The organism is Acinetobacter sp. P1(2023), from assembly GCF_028367635.1.
GTDB lineage: Bacteria > Pseudomonadota > Gammaproteobacteria > Pseudomonadales > Moraxellaceae > Acinetobacter > Acinetobacter pittii_E.
Genome location: NZ_JAQNDD010000003.1, coordinates 1 through 18166 on the forward strand (window position 1 = coordinate 1; position 18166 = coordinate 18166).

Consider the following 18166-nt stretch of genomic DNA (forward strand, 5'->3'; position numbering starts at 1 on the left):
ATATTGATACAACTCCACAAGATCTGATTACAGCGATTACGGTTCCTGAAGACTTAAATGGCGACGGTATCTTAAATGCTGCAGAACTTGGCACAGATGGCACCTTCAATGCACAAGTGGCGTTGGGACCAGATGCAATCGATGGCACAGTGGTGAATGTGAACGGTACTAACTACACCGTGACAGCAGCTGACCTTGCAAATGGCTTTATCACAGCAACTCTTGCTGCAACAGCAGCAGATCCTGTGACTGGTCAGATTGTGATTCATGCTGAGGCTGTAGATGCTCAAGGTAATGTAGATGCTGCTGATGCTGATGTAACAGTAACACTTGATGTTACTCCACCAGATATCACTACAACTGTGTTAGCAATTGACCCGGTTACTGCTGATAACATCCTGGATGCAACAGAAGCTGGTGGAACTGTGACCTTAACAGGTACGTTGACTAACGTTCCTACAGATGCTGTAACAACAGAGGTTGTGGTGACTGTAAATGGTGTTGACTATACTGCAACCGTGGATTCAGCAACGGGTCTTTGGACTGTTGATGTAGCTGGTAGTGGCCTTGCAGCGGATACAGACTTAACAGTTGATGCTAAAGCTACTTTCACAGACCTTGCTGGAAATAGTAGTACTCTTCAAGATACTCAAACTTATACTCTTGCAGGTTCTATCATTGCTTTCGATAATACTGATACAGCAGTACTTGCACCTCAACCATTGCTTGTACAAGATGATGCAGCACTAGGAAGCAACATATCTAGCACTTGTATCACTTGCTGGACTTGATTTGCAGTTAGGATCAGAGTCAATCGGCTTTACAGTAGCTGCTGGTCAAGAAGGCAACGCGACATTTACCTATAGTGCATTGCTTGGTGCAGATGTTTTATCTGATTACTCTCTAGTAGTTCAGAAATTTGATACAGCAACAGGCCAATGGACTTCGGTTTATGGTGGTGGTGAGGCTGATATTCTTGATCTTACTTTACTAGGTTCAACTCCTGGTGTGGTTCTTGAAGGTCTAGAAGAAGGTCTACCGCGCATTCATGACTTACAATGGTCTTCTAGGTATAGGTTTACTGGGTACCTTAACTGGCACAATGGATGTTTATGACACAACACAAGTAGGTGGATACTACACCGAAGTTGCTGAAGGTAACGTCATTACAGAAATAAATGATGCTGGTCAAGTAGACGTTGTAACTCCAACAACAGTTATAAGTGAGGTTAACGGTCAACCTGTTGTAGCAGATGGCACAATCATCACTGGAACTTACGGTACATTGGTGATCAACCTTGATGGTTCATACACTTATACGCCTACTGCAAGTGCAGCTGGTGTAGGGCAAACAGATCAGTTTACATATACATTAATTGATCCTGTAACTGGAGATACGGCTCAAGCAAACCTTAATATTCAATTGAGCTCTGTGAAAGCAGTGGATAATGTTGTAACTGCAGAGATCAACCCAGAACCATTGCTAGTTGCGGATGATGTTGCTCTCGGTAGTTCAACTTACCTTGCAGCAGTATCGTTAGCAGGTATCGACTTACAATTACTTGGTAACGACGCAATTGAGTTTACTGTTGATCCAAACCGCGAAGGTACGGCAACGTTCACATTCGATGCGATAATCACAGCAGATTTACTCAGTGATTATGCGATTGTTGTTCAGAAATTTGATGAAGCAACAGGCCAATGGGTATCGATTGGTGGTACTAACCCAGAAGCATCACTCATTGATTTATCACTTATCGGTGGTACGCCAACAGCTGTACTTGAAGGATTGGATGCTGGTCATATCGCGCATTCATCGGATATGAAGGCTTGCTAGGTGTAGGTTTAGGCGGAACATTGACTGGTACAATGGATGTCTACAATCCATACATCGTGGCTGGTTACTCTGTTGAGCCGATTTCTGGTAATGTCATCAAAGATGCGAGCCTCACTGGTGAAGTCGATGCAGCAAGCAGCAGTGCTGTGATCTCTCAAGTGAATGGTGTCGCGGTCGATCCAGTTGCTGGTGCAACAATCACTGGTACATACGGTACATTGGTGATCGACCAAGATGGTAACTACACTTATACCCCAACTGTAGACGGAGCAAACCTAGGTCAGGTAGATCAATTTACCTACACCTTGCTTGATCCTGTAACAGGTAACACTTCTGAGGCAACACTTTACGTTCGTCTCGATAGTGACAGTGTAGATATGACTTGGAACGATGCAGATCCATCTCAACCAGCTGTAATTACTAGTCCGCTTCCAGTAGATGCGATGGATAACGTTGCTTCAGCTGAAATAGACATGGTTTATCCTGTAACGACTGAGGTACTTGATAACGCGATTAGCTATAACTGGTTACTCGGTGTGGGTGGTATTGTTATCGGAGCTAAAGAAGGTACAGCGACATTTACAGTTGATCCAGGTAATCTGACTGACGCCATTATTGCAGTGAACTTTGGTTCGGTTGCTACGGTTGTCGACGGTTTACATGTGGTATTAACACGAGTAAATCCAGATGGCACTCGTACTGTAGTTGCAGATAGTTCTGATACTGGCGTAATTGACTTGTTAGGTATCTTTGGTTCTGAAGTTCAATTCAAGATTGATAACCTAAGTGCTGGTACTTACGAGTTATTCATGGAAAGCAACACACTTCTTACAGCGCTAGGTAGTGTTACTGCGGATATCACGCTGAATCATGGTGATATCACTCAGCCGCCTGTACTAGTTGTTGACCCTGTAACTGGTAATGTACTCGCTGATGATAACTCTGCTGTTTACGGTACAAACTATGTGCCAGACTACATTACAACAACTTCAGTAGTAACTGCTGTTACAGCTGAGAATGGTAATACAACTACAGTTGTAGCGGGTTCTCCAGCAACGGTTATTGGTGCATACGGAACTCTGACTATTAATGCAGATGGTACTTATAGTTATCAGGCAACTGCGGATATGGCGAATGTAGGTAAAGTTGATAGCTTCACTTACACAGTGACAGATCCTGTAACTGGTAGAACTGATACCGCTACATTACATGTTCAAGTTGGTTCGCCAGATGTTGATGTAACTTGGAATACAGCAGATCCTTCGGCAGATGCTACACTTCCAACACCATCTGTAACAGCTGATATAGATGATGCAACAATCAGCATGGCACCAGTGGTAGACCCAGTTGTAGATGTTGTGAGCGGTAATGTGACTATCGGTAACCTAGCAGGCTTCCCACCACTACCTGTATTAAGCAGTACAGTAACCTCTAGCGAGTTTACAATAGCTGCAAATACAGTAAGTGATGTACATGTACAGTTGAACTACACTGCATCGTTAAGCTTGTCGGCTCTTCCAACGACTGGATATACAATTCAGCAATTGGTTAGCGGAACATGGGTAAATACCGCGTACTCTGGTTCTGCGACAGCATTAGCAGGTGTGTTGGGTGCTCCGGCATACTCAGCTGATGTACCTCATCTGTCAGAAGGTACTTACCGTGTTGTATTCAGTTTATCAAGTCTGATTTCTCTAGGTACTGTAACTCTAGATTCTGTAGTGACAACGACAGCGACTCATCTAGACCAATACACACCAGATGGTCAAACAGATTGGATTACTGGTAATGTATTTAATAATGATGTGGTAGAAGGTACTCAGCTCTATGTCATGAACTCAACCACTGGCACATATGAGTTAGCTGCTGGTCAAGGAGTGAATACAGGTGAAGGTACATTGTATCTATACAATGATGGTTCTTACTCTACAAACCATTAGACAGCGCTGCGAATGCGACAGTTGATGTGGTTGATTACAAGTTGGTTTCAGTGATTGATGGCAGTGAATATGTGTCTTCATTGACGATTAACTTGAGTCAAGAGTTGAATAGCCTTGCAGTAAGTACTGCGGCAAATGACACATTTGCTCTTGGTAACGGCTCTGACACCTTGATCTACAACACATTAACAGCTGCAAGCGTAACTAATGCAACTGGTGGCAACACTACAGCTGGTGGTGTAGATGTATGGACTGACTTCCATGTAGGTAACACTGCAACAGATGATCAGGCTGATAAGATTGACTTAAGCAACTTGTTGATTGGTTCTCAATCTAACTTAACAATCGGTCAATATGTGACAGTAAGTTATGATGCTGGTACTCAAACTGCGACAATCAGCGTAGACCGTGATGGTGGATTACTTGTAGAAGGTACTTACACTGAAACACCATTGCTTCAATTGACTAACCTCACTGGTCCAGTAACATTGAATGACTTGATCAACAATGGTCAAATCATTTTCTAATCTGACAATCGACTTATAAAAAAAAGAGCCTTCGGGCTCTTTTTTTACGTCTAAACAATACGTTAACTTAGCTTTTTATATGTTCAGTTATGATGCATTGAAAACTTTATAGAACAACAAATAACGGATAGGGACTGATTTCGAGTGACAGCATTTTTAAACTTCCAAAGACAACTGAACCTTTGGTTAGAACATATCGCTCCCCATGTTTCAGATCTTCAGAAAGAAACGATTTTATTCATATCATTTGGTCCCAAAGACCAAAGATGTAACGTATGGCATAGTAAAAAGACAAGCTTTTCACAAGCAAAGAAAGAATTATTAGATTTCATTAATGATCAGTTTGCACAGGAACCACTTCCAGACTATATAAAAATTGATGTTGCATATAATTTGACAAAACAAGCTTGGAAAGTAATAGAACAGCAGGTCCATCACCAATTTCATAACAACCACTATCGTCGAGGTATTGGATTTGATGAACAATGTTCTGTTGCATTTCTTGAGCAAGAGATTTATGGAAAAGCAATCATTCGAGGTTTGAGCTATGACAAACCCAATTTTTTTGATGAAACAAACCTAAATTACGCAGTTAAGCAAAAATATAATGCGACTAAACCACAGATTAAATTACAAGAGTTACAAGACATTTGGACTTTTGATACCTATGCAGCATTTTATGAAAATGGGCAATTCATTAATTTAGCGAGCCGCTATGATGCGAATGGGATTAGAGCGATTTCAAGCAATAAGAAACAGCATTTTCAGTCGTTAATTGAAAAAAATTCGGCATTTTTGCATGATCAGATTCAAGAAAATGGCAAACTTATCTATGGCTATTTTTCTGCTTATGATCGGGACATCCGTAACTATAACACAGTACGCCACTGTACTTCGGTGTATGCGTTGCTAGAAACATTTGAAGTGCAGAGTAAGCCAGAGTATTGGCCCAAGGTACATGCTGCTATCCAATATGCGCTGACCAACTTTTATAAAGAAAAAGACTCTGAAACCAGTTTTATGATTGATGGTAAAGAAGAGGAGTTTGAAATTAAATTAGGTGCCAATGCAGCTGCTATTTTAATGTTAACTAAATATCAAGACATTACTCAAAAAAATGATTATCAAAAATATGCAGAAAAACTCGCAAATGGTATTTTAAAATTAGTCGATTCAAATGGCTCAACCACTCATGTATTAAATTATCCAGATTATGATTTAAAAGAAAAATTCAGAATTATTTATTATGATGGTGAAGCTGCTTTAGCTTTATTAAGGTTATATCAAATTAATCAAAATTCTAGTTTATTAGAAACTGTTAAATTAATGTTTGAATATTTTATTAAAAATAGATATGAAAAATATCATGACCACTGGTTAAGTTATTGTACAAATGAACTCACTAAAATATGCCCTGAAGATAAATATTTTATTTTTGGTTTAAATAATTATTTAAAACATTTTATTTTTATTCGAAATCGAAAAACGACCTATGCAACTTTATTAGAAATGCTAATGGCTGCTTATAAAATGGTGAACCGTTTAAAAGAGCAGGGCCGAACGGTACTTTTTGAGCAGGCTTATATGTCTGAGCTTCAAAAGCTAATTGAGTTTAGAGCTGATTTCCAAACGACAGGCTTTTTTTATCCAGAAATGGCGATGTATATGGCGCGGCCAGATAAAATTTTACACGCTTCTATATCCGCCATGACCGCTTTCGAGTACGGATTGATGACCAGGAACATAACTTATCGGGCTACATCGCCTATGTAAAAGATTACAAAGGTGATGAGTCATGAACTATCAACCCGTTGAAATCAAATTATTAGCTCATATCAACACTACAAATTTTGATGAAGCTATATGGCAATTCGAATTTGATGAGGATGTTTCAACGCTCTTACTCATCGACTATGCACTAGAACAATTTCAACAAAAAAAAGTACAGGCTCAAGACGTCTATATTGTGCCACAAAAAAAGAGTGAACAAATTGGACAGCAAAATTTAGGTTTAAAAGCAACTGAAAGTTATACATTTACCGAGTTATTGCAGTTCTTAATTTTTACTCAAGCAGCAGATGTAAAAGATGCTTTAAGTAAAATGCTCTGCGGTACAAATGAGCAAGCATCTTTAATTTTCTCTAAAAGAGCTGCTACCTATAACTTGACTCTAAAAAATGCAGGTAACCAAAATCAGTTAAAGCATTTGTTTTTGTTGATTAGAAAAATTTTTAGTTACTCAATTGAAATAAAAAAACTTTTTTTTATTAAGGAACTTATTTTTAAAGGAAAGTCCTATCTTCCTCAGACCTCATTAATGGCACAGAACGTAGTAGAGGTCTTATATCTTACAAACTCATTTAGAAAAATTTATCTCACTTTCTTTGAAGAAAACAAACGATTGGTTTCTTTTTATTCTTAGATGATATTCATCGTGCTGAGCACTTGATTCCTTACTATCATTGTTTTCAAGCACAGAATGTAAAACCTAAAGTTTGCTCTGCTCCGAGTGGCATTATTAACATTTTTGGGGATACCTACTTTGGGGAAATCTACACCGAAAAGCGTAAGGCGAGAGGACAAACTGATGCTCTGCAACAATATGGGTATGACTATTCATTCGATAAAATAAAAGCCTTTTTAGGCGAAAATGACCTAAATATTGCTAACTTTGAAGCGGTCTTTGCTTTAGAAACTCAATCTCCTTTAGCACATAAAAAGCCATTCATTCTTAAAGCTGATGTTGAACAAACATTAGGTGCGTTCAAAAATATTCACCTTAACCATGTTGTACTGGCAAATAATCATCTAAAAGATTATGGGGATCGTGGATTAATTTATACATTACAACAATTTGATCAAGCTAATATTTCTTATATTGGGGCTGGCCTAAATCAAAAAGATGCTCATAGCTACTTTGAAATCACTTTTAATAACAAGCATTACGCTATTTTAATGGCTATTGGCACAGAGACACGGCCTATTTAGATTATGATTTTTATGCTTTAGGTCATACAAATGGAGTTTCGTGTTTAAATGGAGTTTTGCTTGAACAAATAGGCCGTTATAAGCAGACTAACCCTGAGCATAAAATTATTGTTATTTGTCATTGGGGTGTCGATTTTAAGCCCATTTCAAAAGAGCAGAGCAGACTTGCTAAGATTTTAACCCAAGCGGGTGCAGATCTTATAGTTGGTCATGGTGCTCATACTATTCAACCTATTCAGATGATCAACCATAAGCCAGTCGTGTTTGGTATTGGCAATGCTGTCTTTAATAGTAATGGTGAATATGATGCACACAATGCTTTACCTTATGGTTGTATAGCAAGGTTAGATTTGTCAAAAGATCAGCTGCGTTTATATCCGATCTACACTAATAATTTGAAAACATTTTGGCAGCCATATCCAGTCAATGCTGAAGATTTCTTAAAAGCCAGTAGTTACATGACAACTTTACTAGCCCAAGAAAATTATTACACGTCACAAGATGATTTAGGTTTTTACGTGGAAATGAGTTTTTAATAAAGTTTATGGATAGCGTTGATAGTTTTCTAAAATTGTTTGAAGTTGTACGGGCGTAAAACCTAAATTTCTAAGTCCACCACTACCAAGTTTACATTCTGCGCTTGTCATAATGTTGGTTGGCGTACGTTTAGTTGCGTTCGGTGCACATACATGTTTTAGTCCAAAAACATGGCCCATCTCATGTACGCTACCCGCCTGAATATTATAATTGAGACGGTTCCAGTCTAATAAAACAAAAGGTTTACCATTATTGCGAAACGCTCTACTCGTTACATCCTCAAATTTCCACTTCGTTGAGTAGGCATCATAAATGAAAACAATAATCTCTTTGCTCGCTGTCCGTTTAGGAAAACAGGTATTTACACTTGCAGGAATGGTTTCGATCGTAATTGGGTAAGGCTGATTAATCTGTTGTTTTAAATCACAGCGTAATTTTGAAAACTCTTCATAAGGGATATAACGATGTAATTTAAACTTGAAAATTTTATTATTTTTATCATCAACATAATATCTATTTAGTATTTTAATTTCCTTACGCATCTGTTGATAATTATCAAACTTCGTCGCTTCTGGTGTATTGGTTGTAAAAACAAAAGTGACTGGAACAATAGGGCGACCATCTATAGCTACTTTAGGGGGTTCTCCTGACGTAAAAGGAGGACGTGTAGTACAAGAAACGCATAGTAAAGTTCCAGTAACCACCAGTAATATTTTTTTCATGCAGATCTCCCTCAAGCCCACCTTGGATTGCATTTAGTTTTGGTCAAAAATTTTTATATGATATGAATTATGTCAATTTTTATGGAGTCCATTTTGACAACTCAGTATGAACTACATCGACAGATTTTAGAAGTCATTGCTTTGATTCCTTACGGAAAAGTTGCGACTTATGGGCAAGTTGCTCGTATGGCAGGATTACCTAAACATGCAAGGTTAGTGGGTTATGTATTAAAACATCTTGAAGCTGATCATCAAGTTCCTTGGTATCGTGTGATTAATTCTCAAGGCAAAATTAGCCTAAGTAAATTTAATGAAAAGGGTGAAAATATTCAGCAATTAAAGTTGGAAGCTGAAGGCGTCTATTTGTTAAATGGTAAAGTTAACTTAAAGCAGTTTGCTTGGCAGCCTTAATGTTCAGATTAGCGCCTAATTACACATGAAAAAGAATGATAAACGGTTTAGTGGAGCAATATGATTTTTCAGTTTGATGGCACAGATGAGTTATGCTGAAAAAGGGGAGTTTTAACTCAACCTTTTAAGAAATAAAAGCCTATCTTGCTCAATTTAGCCAGACAGGCAATTTCACTTTAGCGCACAATTAAAACAGGAATATGGCTTTCACCTAAGACTTTTTGTGCCACACTTCCTAACACAAGTTTTCGAACCCCTGTGCGGCCATGAGAGCCCATAACAATTAGATCTGCATTTAAATCTTGGGCAGCCTGAATAATTTCCTCATGAACAACAAAACCTTCCAGCAGTTTAGTTTCAACAGTGATGCCTTCATTAGAAAATTGCTGTTTTGCTTTTTCTAAAATATCGAGTAAATAAGTTCGAGTGCGTTCAATCAGCTCATTGGTTTCACCAGTTTTCACATAGGCATCAGCAATAAATGGATCAAGTGCCATCACCTGTACAACTGTAATTTTACTATTTAGCGCTTTTCCCAGTTTGATCGCCTCTTTCATGGCAACCATAGACGTTTCAGAACCATCAATTGGTACAAGAATATGTTGATATAACATGGGTGTTTTCCTTATTGTAATGATGCTTATTTATTAATACTTTAAACTTATTTTTTGACGATTTAAATTCAAGCGCGTAATCATTTGTGGCTTTATAACAACAATTTTTGTAGATATATTTTTTTATAAATTGCGCAAATTTTCTACATGTGCAGATAAAGCATCTATATCATCAGATTGTAAATATTCGCGTATTTTTAAAAATTGCTTCTCATTTAAGTCATAAAGTTTTAAAGCAAGTAATTTGTCTATTTGTTCTTGAGGAAAGCGATATTTAATAATTTTCGCGGGCACCCCACCGACAATTGCATAAGGAGGAACATCCTTAGTTACCACAGCTCCCGTTGCGATCACCGCACCTTCACCCAGTTTGACACCTTGCATGATCATCGCACGGCTACCAATCCAGCATCCGTCAGCAATTACAGTATCACCAGCTGCCAAAAAACTTCGAGTATCAAAAGGAAAAGTTGAAATCCAGTCTGGTCTGTGAAGTTGGTTACCACCCATCATGATCACACACTCAGCCCCAAAACAAACAAAATTACCAATATAAAGCTGGTCAATTGGCTTGTCTGGGGTAGAAGGCTTGTCATGTAAATAGCGCACAACACAACGTTCAAAACCCTGATCCCAATAGGCCGAATAATAAGAATAATTTCCTTTAATATGGATATTTGGATTTCTTACAGTTTTGGAAATAAACTCAAATTCGCACCAATGGCGGACTGGTGTGTTAATTAGAGGAGTATCCATAATTTATTATCCAAACAAAAATGAGCTAAACCATATTAAATAAAAAACCCCTCATGAAGAGGGGTCCAAGTGTATTACCTTAGAGATATTCTACACTTACGATTTCATATTCCACTTCGCCTTGAGGAGTAACGATTTTTACTTCATCACCTTCACTCTTGCTCAAAAGGCCACGTGCAATTGGTGAGTTCACTGAGATTTTATTGATTTTAAAATCTGCTTCATCATCACCAACAATTTTATAAGTCTTGCGTTCTTCAGTATCAAGGTTCTCAATCGTTACCGTAACACCGAATACAACACGACCGTTTTGTTCTAAGTCTTTAACATCGATGACTTGTGAAGCACCCAATTTACCTTCGATATCTTGGATGCGTCCTTCACAGAAACCTTGCTGTTCACGAGCAGCATGGTATTCTGCATTTTCTTTTAAGTCCCCATGTTCACGTGCCTCGGCAATCGCTTGAGTAATACGTGGACGTTCAACAGATTTCAGATGTTGTAATTCTTTCTCTAAGGCGATTTTACCTTCAGGGGTCATTGGATAACGTTGCATTTCGGTCCCTCTTAAGTTGAGAAAACACAGTTAAAAAAATGAAAAAATCCCGCCACCGATAAGGTGACGGGACTTATCGGTAAAAAAATTAACCTACAGTTAAATCTTGCAAGCGGTATACATCCATTGGCAATTTCACAGCAAAGGCTTGGCAAACAGCTTCTGCACCATTGATTGTCGTTGTGTAATACACTTTGCCTTGTAGGGCAGCACGACGGATCATTGCAGAGTCATATTGAGCCTGTTTACCTTCAGTGGTATTGACAATAAGGTGTATTTCACCATTTTTCAAGCGGTCAACAATATGTGGACGACCTTCAGTAACTTTATTTACAGATTCACATTCTAAACCTGCTTCTTTAAGCACTTGGTAAGTACCACCTGTTGCAACAAGCTTGAAGCCATACGCAACTAATTTCTTAGCGATATCAGCGATGTATTTCTTGTCAGATTCACGTACTGATAAGAAAGCATGTTTTACTTCGCCTTCAGTTGGTAAACCTGGTAAGCGTTCATTTGAGCCTAAAACAGCTTTATAGAATGCTTCACCAAATGTTTTACCTACACCCATCACTTCACCTGTAGATTTCATCTCAGGTCCAAGCATTGGATCAACGCCTTGGAATTTAGCGAATGGGAAAACTGCTTCCTTCACAGCAAAGTGAGTTGGAATGATTTCTTTAGTAAATCCTTGAGATTCAAGAGATTGACCTGCCATACAACGTGCAGCAACTTTAGCTAAAGAATCACCAATACATTTCGATACGAATGGGACTGTACGTGAAGCACGTGGGTTAACTTCTAGAACGTAAATATCGTCACCTTTTACAGCGAACTGAACGTTCATCAAGCCAACAACACCAAGTTCTTTTGCCATTGCAATCGTTTGACGACGCATTTCATCCTGAATTTCTTTTGATAAAGAATAAGGAGGAATTGAACATGCAGAGTCACCTGAGTGAATACCAGCTTGTTCGATATGCTGCATGATGCCGCCGATCACAACGTCTTTACCGTCAGATACACAGTCAACATCAACTTCAGTTGCGTCATCTAGGAAACGGTCAAGAAGAACAGGGGCTTCATTAGATGCCTGAACTGCTTCACGAAGGTAGCGTTTAAGTTCTTCTTCGTTATATACGATTTCCATTGCACGACCACCTAATACATAAGATGGGCGAACAACAAGCGGATAACCTACTTTTGCAGCTTCAGAGATACCTTCTTCAGCAGATTTTACAATGCTGTTGTTTGGTTGACGAAGCTGTAAACGTTGGATCATTTGCTGGAAACGTTCACGGTCTTCAGCACGGTCAATCGCATCTGGTGATGTACCGATAATTGGAGTACCTGCTTCTTCTAAAGCACGTGCCAATTTAAGTGGAGTTTGACCACCATACTGTACGATTACGCCTTTAGGCTTCTCGGTACGTACGATTTCAAGTACATCTTCAAGTGTTACAGGCTCGAAGTATAGACGGTCAGATGTGTCATAGTCGGTAGAAACAGTTTCAGGGTTACAGTTCACCATGATTGTTTCATAACCGTCTTCACGCATCGCTAATGCAGCGTGTACACAGCAGTAGTCAAATTCGATACCTTGACCAATACGGTTTGGACCGCCACCAATCACCATGATTTTGTCACGGTTTGATGGATTTGCTTCACATTCTTCATCGTAAGTTGAATACATGTATGCAGTACCAGACTCAAACTCTGCTGCACATGTATCAACACGTTTGTAAACTGGATAAACACCCAAGTTCCAACGTTGTTTACGGAATTGCTTTTGTGAAATGCCCATGAGGTGAGCAATACGAAGGTCAGATAAACCTTTACGCTTGAACGAACGGATGTTGTCAGCGTTTAAGTCACCAAAACCTAAAGTTTTCACTTGAGCTTCAGTTTTAACGATGTCTTGAATCTGGATGAGGAACCAACGGTCAATTTTAGTTGCTTCAAAAACTTCATCTAAAGAGAAACCATGACGGAATGCATCCGCTACGTACCAAATTCGCTCAGGACCCGGAACTTTAAGCTCTTTTAAAATAGTTTCTTTTGCATTTGTTGCACCAGCTTCGATTTTTTCATCAAAACCGCTTACACCAACTTCAAGACCACGTAATGCTTTTTGTACAGATTCTTGGAAGTTACGGCCAATTGCCATGACTTCACCAACAGATTTCATCTGAGTGGTAAGAACTGGTTCTGCTTGTGGGAATTTCTCGAAGTTAAAACGAGGAATCTTCGTTACAACATAGTCAATTGATGGTTCGAAGCTTGCAGGAGTGATGCCGCCAGTGATGTCATTTTTCAATTCATCAAGGGTATAACCAACAGCAAGTTTTGCTGCGATTTTAGCAATTGGGAAACCTGTTGCTTTAGAAGCAAGCGCAGATGAACGAGATACACGAGGGTTCATCTCGATCACAACCATACGTCCGTCTTTCGGGTTAATACCGAACTGAACGTTAGAGCCACCTGTCTCAACACCAATTTCACGAAGAACTGCAACTGAAGCATTACGCATCAATTGATATTCTTTGTCAGTTAATGTTTGAGCTGGTGCTACAGTAATAGAGTCACCAGTGTGTACGCCCATTGGGTCGAAGTTTTCGATCGCACATACGATAATACAGTTGTCGTTTTTGTCACGAACAACTTCCATTTCATATTCTTTCCAGCCAATTAATGATTCATCAATCAATAACTGGTGAGTAGGAGAGAGGTCGAAACCACGTTCACAGATCTCAAGGAATTCTTCACGGTTATATGCAATACCGCCGCCCGAACCACCCATTGTGAATGATGGACGGATAATTACTGGGAAACCAAAGCGTGATTGGATTTCTAAAGCTTCTTCCATTGTTTCAGCAATGGCAGCTTTTGGACATTCCAAGCCAATTTTACGCATAGCGATATCGAAGAGTTTACGATCTTCGGCTTTCTCAATTGCGTCTTTAGTTGCACCAATTAATTCAACATTATATTTTTCAAGAACGCCGTGCTCATCAAGTGCAAGAGCACAGTTCAATGCAGTTTGGCCACCCATAGTTGGCAATACTGCATCTGGACGTTCTTTTTCAATGATTTGAGCAACTGTTTGCCAAGTAATCGGCTCAATATACGTTGCATCAGCCATTGATGGGTCTGTCATAATGGTTGCTGGGTTAGAGTTAACCAAAATAACACGGTAACCTTCTTCACGAAGAGCTTTACACGCTTGAGCACCTGAGTAGTCAAACTCACATGCCTGACCAATCACAATCGGGCCAGCACCAATAATTAAGATGCTTTTAATATCCGTACGTTTAGGCATTATTCGCTCCGTAATTACTGTTTAGATGCTTCAATAAGTTCGATGAAGTGATCGAACAATGGGGCACAATCATGTGGACCTGGGCTTGCTTCAGGGTGACCTTGGAAGCTGAAAGCTGGTTTGTCTGTACGGTGAATACCTTGTAAGGTGCCATCGAACAATGATTCATGCGTTGCTTTTAAGTTAGCCGGTAAAGTTTCTGCATCTACAGCGAAACCATGGTTCTGTGAAGTAATCATCACTGTACCATCTTCAAGATTTTGTACAGGGTGGTTAGCACCGTGGTGACCATGGTTCATTTTTACAGTTTTTGCACCAGAAGCGAGTGCCAAGATTTGGTGGCCTAAGCAAATACCAAATACAGGTAATGTTGTGGTTTCAACAATAGTTTTTACAGCTTCGATTGCGTAATCACAAGCAGCTGGATCGCCTGGGCCGTTTGAAAGGAATACGCCATCTGGATTAAGTGCCAAAACTTTCTCAGCCGGAGTTTCAGCAGGTACAACAGTGAGTTTACAACCGCGGTCTGCAAGCATACGCAAGATGTTGGTTTTGACACCGTAATCGTATGCAACCACGTGATATTTTAATTCGGGTTGAGTAAAGCCTTTACCTAATACCCACGAACCTTCAGACCACTCAAAGCCTGTTGGATCACAGCATTCTTTTGCAAGATCTAAACCATTTAAACCACCAAAAGCACGAGCTTTGGCAATTGCTTCTTCTTCAGTAATATTTTCGCCAGCAAGGATGCAACCATTTTGTGCACCTTTGTCACGTAAAATACGCGTTAATTTACGTGTATCAATATCAGCAATCGCAACAACATTGTGCGCTTGTAAATATTCACTTAAAGACTGTTCAGCACGGAAGTTGCTGTGTAGTAGTGGAAGGTCACGAATAATTAAACCATTCGCCCATACTTTATGGATACGACCAGATTCAACGTCTTCCGCGTTGCAACCAGTGTTACCAATATGAGGGTAAGTTAATGTCACAATTTGTTGTGCATAACTTGGGTCAGTCAAAATTTCTTGATAGCCTGTCATGGCTGTGTTAAAAACGACTTCTCCAGTCGTACTTCCCGTTGCGCCGATTGACGTTCCTTTAAAGATCGTTCCATCTGCGAGGGCTAAAATGGCGGGGGTGCTCAAACCAAAGCTCCTGAATTTCGGCTGTAAAAAAGCGAGTAGACCCAAAAAAGATAGGCGATGTTGTGATAAAACATGCCCCTCCCTATCGGTCTGCTCGCTTGTAACTTAACAGCGCATTATACGCATGGAACCTTAAAAAGTCTATTTATTTTCTGCTAAAAAATATAATTCATTGCTTGCTTTTTACAAAAAAATTATCCACTCATCTGAATCAAGTACTTTTGATAAATTGTCTAACAATTTGCAAGGTCGATTTTTAGAACTGGATTTATTGTATTGTTAGTTAAAAAATAACCAATACGAGGAAATAGCATGAGTAATGATCAAGTTTCAAAAGATGTGAGCGAAAAAGCTCAAGCTGTAGTTGATTCAGCAAAAGCCGAGGTGAGTGAGGTGAAAGAAACCGTAGCTGCTACCACGACTAAAGCTAAAAGAGCAGTCACTGCTAAAACTGCACAAGTAAAAGAAAGTGTTGCTGAGAAAACCGAGCAGATTAAAGAAGTTGCTACAGAAGCGAAAACTCAGGTAAAAGAAGCTGTCGCTGAAACTCAAGAACAGGTCAAAGAAGTCATAAGTGAGGCTCAAGAAAAAATTGAAGCTGAAACTCATGAGTTAAATAAGAATATTCAGAATCAATTTATCCAAATTAAACAAGATATTTTGCAACGTCTAGATGTGATTAAAGCTCAGTTTAGTACTTCACAAGAAGGATTGTCTGAACTTAAAAATGCTTTGAAAGCAGAAATTAATGCTCTTATTGAAGATTTGACCAAAGTCAGCAAAGAGCTTAAAGGTGATATTAGCCAAATTTCTTTAAAGCACAAAGATTCTTTAAGCGAAAGCATTAAACGTACTAAAAATAATGCAGTTGAAGCTTGGAATAAAGCGCGAGATAATTAATAGTTCCAGTTTTTCAAAGCTATAAAAAAGCGAGAATTAATTTCTCGCTTTTTTACTTTTAAAACTGATGTAACCAGTCACGCTTATTATGGAAATCTGCACTTTTTCCACTATGCTGCATTGCATAGTATTGAATACCTTCTTTGGTTTTTAAAACTGCAGTTAAACCTAAATAAAGGTTTGCCCATTTCAAGCGATGCTGTTGCATAAATTGTCCCAAATCAAGACTAACATTTAAGCCATAATGAGTACGCTTGAGATGGTTCAGTTCAATATCGTAAGCAGCAAGGGGAGGCATACTTTCTGGATAGCGATATTCTTCAAACTGATAAGACTGCCATGCTTGAGAAGGGGAAAGGTTAATTTCCCGATAATAATCTTCACCATGCACGCCAACAAAAATTTCGAAACAAGTTTCTTCCCACAAAAAATCCTGACGAGGATGAGCCGCGACTTCTTGGGGCCAGACAATGAGTTGATTTGGATCACGGATCCAAAAACCGACATTTAAGGTGTGCGGAGCCTGCTGTTCAATTGCGCCAACAACAGAAACAGCATGAAAACGATCAAAAGCTGAAAGTTCGTAACTTGCCATAGTTTGTCAAATCAAATTAGTTTGCTAGGTGAGCGTGGCGAACAAGATTAGACAAATGCTGGTTTTGTTTAGCTGCTTTTTTGTAAAGTAAAACAATTTTACCAATCTTTTGAACAGCTTCTGCACCAGTCGCTTCTACAATTGCATCAATGACAGCAGTACGTGCTTCACGATCTTCACCGGCAACCTTAACTTTGATAAGTTCATGGTCATTTAAAGCACGAAGAGTTTCTTCGATTACAGCATCTGTTAAGCCTTGTCCACCAATCATGACAACCGGATTAAGCACATGACCAATTTGACGTAAACGTTTACGTTCATGGATAGATAAAGCGGCCATTAAAAATACCTGATTTTAAAAACGACTTAGTATAGCAAAAAACTTAAATTCAAATGTACGAAAAACTGTATAAATAATCGATTAACATTATTGAAAAAAAACTGTAAAACTTGGTGAGATTACGCTACATCCGTACTGTAATGAGAGTAATTTTCACGTACAATGAACGATCAGAAGTTTTTTTGATATTTAGTGAGTTATGGCAACACGCATTACAAACCAGAAATTGTCGAAAAGTAGTCGTGCGTGGATGAGGGAGCATCTAGACGATCCTTTTGTAAAAAAAGCACAAAAGGAAGGGTATCGTGCGCGAGCAGCATATAAACTTCTTGAAATTCAAGAAAAATATAAGTTGATCAAGCCAGGCATGACGGTGGTAGATTTGGGTGCAGCTCCTGGTAGTTGGTCTCAAATTGCTGGAAAACTTGTGGGTAGCAAGGGATTAGTAATTGCTTCCGATATTTTGCCTATGGATGCTTTGCCTGATGTCACTTTCTTACAAGGCGACTTTAGAGAAGAAGCTGTATTTGAAAAATTGTTAAATATTTTAAATGGGCGACAAGTAGACATTGTAATTTCTGATATGGCCCCCAATACATCAGGTAATAGGGCTGTTGATCAACCTAGACAGATTTACTTATGTGAACTGGCTTTAGATTTTGCTCAAAAGGTTCTTGGTCCTAATGGACAGTTTGTGGTTAAAGTGTTCCAAGGCGCAGGATTTGATGAGTTTCGTAAACAAGTGGTTGATAGTTTTGATGTGTTAAAGACAGCAAAACCAGCAGCTTCTCGGGCGCGCTCTAAAGAAGTTTTTTTGGTTGGACAAGGGCGTAAGAAAGCATTGCAATAAAGTTTACTTGCCAAGCTCCTAAAAATTGTGCATTTTGTACTTTTAGGTTATCCGCAAGCAATACAGTTGCTGTTTTTATGACGATCGGCCAAGATTGGGCATGATCAAATTAGATCGATA

At 39.1% G+C, this 18166-nt stretch carries 11 protein-coding genes and 4 pseudogenes; 7 read left to right on the top strand and 8 right to left on the bottom strand.

What is annotated here, in order from left to right; all coding sequences use genetic code 11:
* From POD11_RS05125 to POD11_RS05135, 3 pseudogenes are all read left to right on the top strand, one after another.
* A pseudogene (locus tag POD11_RS05125) lies at window positions 1–4304 on the top strand (beta strand repeat-containing protein); the annotation flags it as partial.
* 144 nt (window positions 4305–4448) lie between these two features.
* Window positions 4449–6103 (top strand): annotated as a pseudogene (locus POD11_RS05130) (poly alpha-glucosyltransferase).
* Window positions 6100–7828 (top strand): annotated as a pseudogene (locus POD11_RS05135) (CapA family protein). Before POD11_RS05130 ends, POD11_RS05135 begins: the two co-directional pseudogenes overlap by 4 nt.
* A 6-nt stretch (window positions 7829–7834) precedes the next feature.
* Here the strand turns inward: POD11_RS05135 and POD11_RS05140 are convergent.
* Complete coding sequence (locus tag POD11_RS05140; RefSeq protein WP_262456774.1) at window positions 7835–8551, bottom strand: metalloprotease; 717 nt, start codon at window positions 8549–8551, stop codon at window positions 7835–7837.
* A gap of 81 nt (window positions 8552–8632) precedes the next feature.
* Here POD11_RS05140 and POD11_RS05145 point away from each other — a divergent pair, with 81 nt between their 5' ends.
* Complete coding sequence (locus POD11_RS05145) at window positions 8633–8962, top strand: MGMT family protein (protein WP_079748510.1); 330 nt, start codon at window positions 8633–8635, stop codon at window positions 8960–8962.
* A gap of 176 nt (window positions 8963–9138) precedes the next feature.
* Here the strand turns inward: POD11_RS05145 and POD11_RS05150 are convergent, their stop codons facing one another.
* The 5 genes from POD11_RS05150 to carA all read right to left on the bottom strand — a co-directional run bounded on the left by POD11_RS05150 (window position 9139) and on the right by carA (window position 15361).
* Window positions 9139–9576: a universal stress protein gene (locus tag POD11_RS05150; protein WP_239969877.1), complete on the bottom strand. Its 438-nt coding sequence runs from the start codon at window positions 9574–9576 to the stop codon at window positions 9139–9141.
* Between the two features lie 123 nt (window positions 9577–9699).
* A complete protein-coding gene (locus POD11_RS05155; RefSeq protein WP_262456626.1) occupies window positions 9700–10332 on the bottom strand; it encodes a CatB-related O-acetyltransferase in 633 nt (210 codons plus the stop codon).
* Window positions 10333–10411: 79 nt separating this feature from the next.
* The gene (gene greA / locus POD11_RS05160) at window positions 10412–10888 is read right to left on the bottom strand and encodes a transcription elongation factor GreA (protein ID WP_002115570.1); all 477 of its coding nucleotides are present in this window, start codon (window positions 10886–10888) and stop codon (window positions 10412–10414) included.
* Window positions 10889–10976: 88 nt separating this feature from the next.
* Window positions 10977–14207: a carbamoyl-phosphate synthase large subunit gene (gene carB, locus POD11_RS05165; RefSeq protein WP_016140178.1), complete on the bottom strand. Its 3231-nt coding sequence runs from the start codon at window positions 14205–14207 to the stop codon at window positions 10977–10979.
* Between the two features lie 14 nt (window positions 14208–14221).
* Complete coding sequence (carA, locus tag POD11_RS05170; RefSeq protein WP_239969871.1) at window positions 14222–15361, bottom strand: glutamine-hydrolyzing carbamoyl-phosphate synthase small subunit; 1140 nt, start codon at window positions 15359–15361, stop codon at window positions 14222–14224.
* Window positions 15362–15497: 136 nt separating this feature from the next.
* Here carA and POD11_RS05175 point away from each other — a divergent pair.
* Both POD11_RS05175 and POD11_RS05180 read left to right on the top strand, forming a co-directional pair.
* Window positions 15498–15644: pseudogene (locus POD11_RS05175) on the top strand (hypothetical protein); the annotation flags it as partial.
* 29 nt (window positions 15645–15673) lie between these two features.
* Window positions 15674–16261 carry a hypothetical protein gene (locus POD11_RS05180; RefSeq protein ID WP_016140180.1) on the top strand — a complete coding sequence of 196 codons (588 nt, stop codon included), beginning with the start codon at window positions 15674–15676 and terminating at the stop codon, window positions 16259–16261.
* Between the two features lie 58 nt (window positions 16262–16319).
* Here the strand turns inward: POD11_RS05180 and POD11_RS05185 are convergent, their stop codons facing one another.
* Both POD11_RS05185 and yhbY read right to left on the bottom strand, forming a co-directional pair.
* Window positions 16320–16856, bottom strand: coding sequence for a DOMON-like domain-containing protein (locus POD11_RS05185; protein ID WP_224991557.1), 537 nt, complete (start codon window positions 16854–16856; stop codon window positions 16320–16322).
* Between the two features lie 16 nt (window positions 16857–16872).
* Window positions 16873–17196 carry a ribosome assembly RNA-binding protein YhbY gene (gene yhbY, locus POD11_RS05190; RefSeq protein WP_002115576.1) on the bottom strand — a complete coding sequence of 108 codons (324 nt, stop codon included), beginning with the start codon at window positions 17194–17196 and terminating at the stop codon, window positions 16873–16875.
* 199 nt (window positions 17197–17395) lie between these two features.
* Here yhbY and rlmE point away from each other — a divergent pair, with 199 nt between their 5' ends.
* On the top strand, window positions 17396–18046 hold the full coding sequence (gene rlmE / locus POD11_RS05195; RefSeq protein WP_000235573.1) for a 23S rRNA (uridine(2552)-2'-O)-methyltransferase RlmE: 651 nt from the start codon (window positions 17396–17398) through the stop codon (window positions 18044–18046).
* The last annotated feature ends 120 nt before the right edge of the window (window positions 18047–18166 follow it).

Excerpts from the sequence above, each read along its gene's own strand:
- POD11_RS05140 (WP_262456774.1), bottom strand. The coding sequence starts at position 8,551 with ATGAAAAAAATATTACTGGTGGTTACTGGAACTTTACTATGCGTTTCT.
- POD11_RS05145 (WP_079748510.1), top strand. The coding sequence starts at position 8,633 with ATGGAGTCCATTTTGACAACTCAGTATGAACTACATCGACAGATTTTA.
- POD11_RS05150 (WP_239969877.1), bottom strand. The coding sequence starts at position 9,576 with ATGTTATATCAACATATTCTTGTACCAATTGATGGTTCTGAAACGTCT.
- POD11_RS05155 (WP_262456626.1), bottom strand. The coding sequence starts at position 10,332 with ATGGATACTCCTCTAATTAACACACCAGTCCGCCATTGGTGCGAATTT.
- greA (WP_002115570.1), bottom strand. The coding sequence starts at position 10,888 with ATGCAACGTTATCCAATGACCCCTGAAGGTAAAATCGCCTTAGAGAAA.
- carB (WP_016140178.1), bottom strand. The coding sequence starts at position 14,207 with ATGCCTAAACGTACGGATATTAAAAGCATCTTAATTATTGGTGCTGGC.
- POD11_RS05180 (WP_016140180.1), top strand. The coding sequence starts at position 15,674 with ATGAGTAATGATCAAGTTTCAAAAGATGTGAGCGAAAAAGCTCAAGCT.
- POD11_RS05185 (WP_224991557.1), bottom strand. The coding sequence starts at position 16,856 with ATGGCAAGTTACGAACTTTCAGCTTTTGATCGTTTTCATGCTGTTTCT.
- yhbY (WP_002115576.1), bottom strand. The coding sequence starts at position 17,196 with ATGGCCGCTTTATCTATCCATGAACGTAAACGTTTACGTCAAATTGGT.
- rlmE (WP_000235573.1), top strand. The coding sequence starts at position 17,396 with ATGGCAACACGCATTACAAACCAGAAATTGTCGAAAAGTAGTCGTGCG.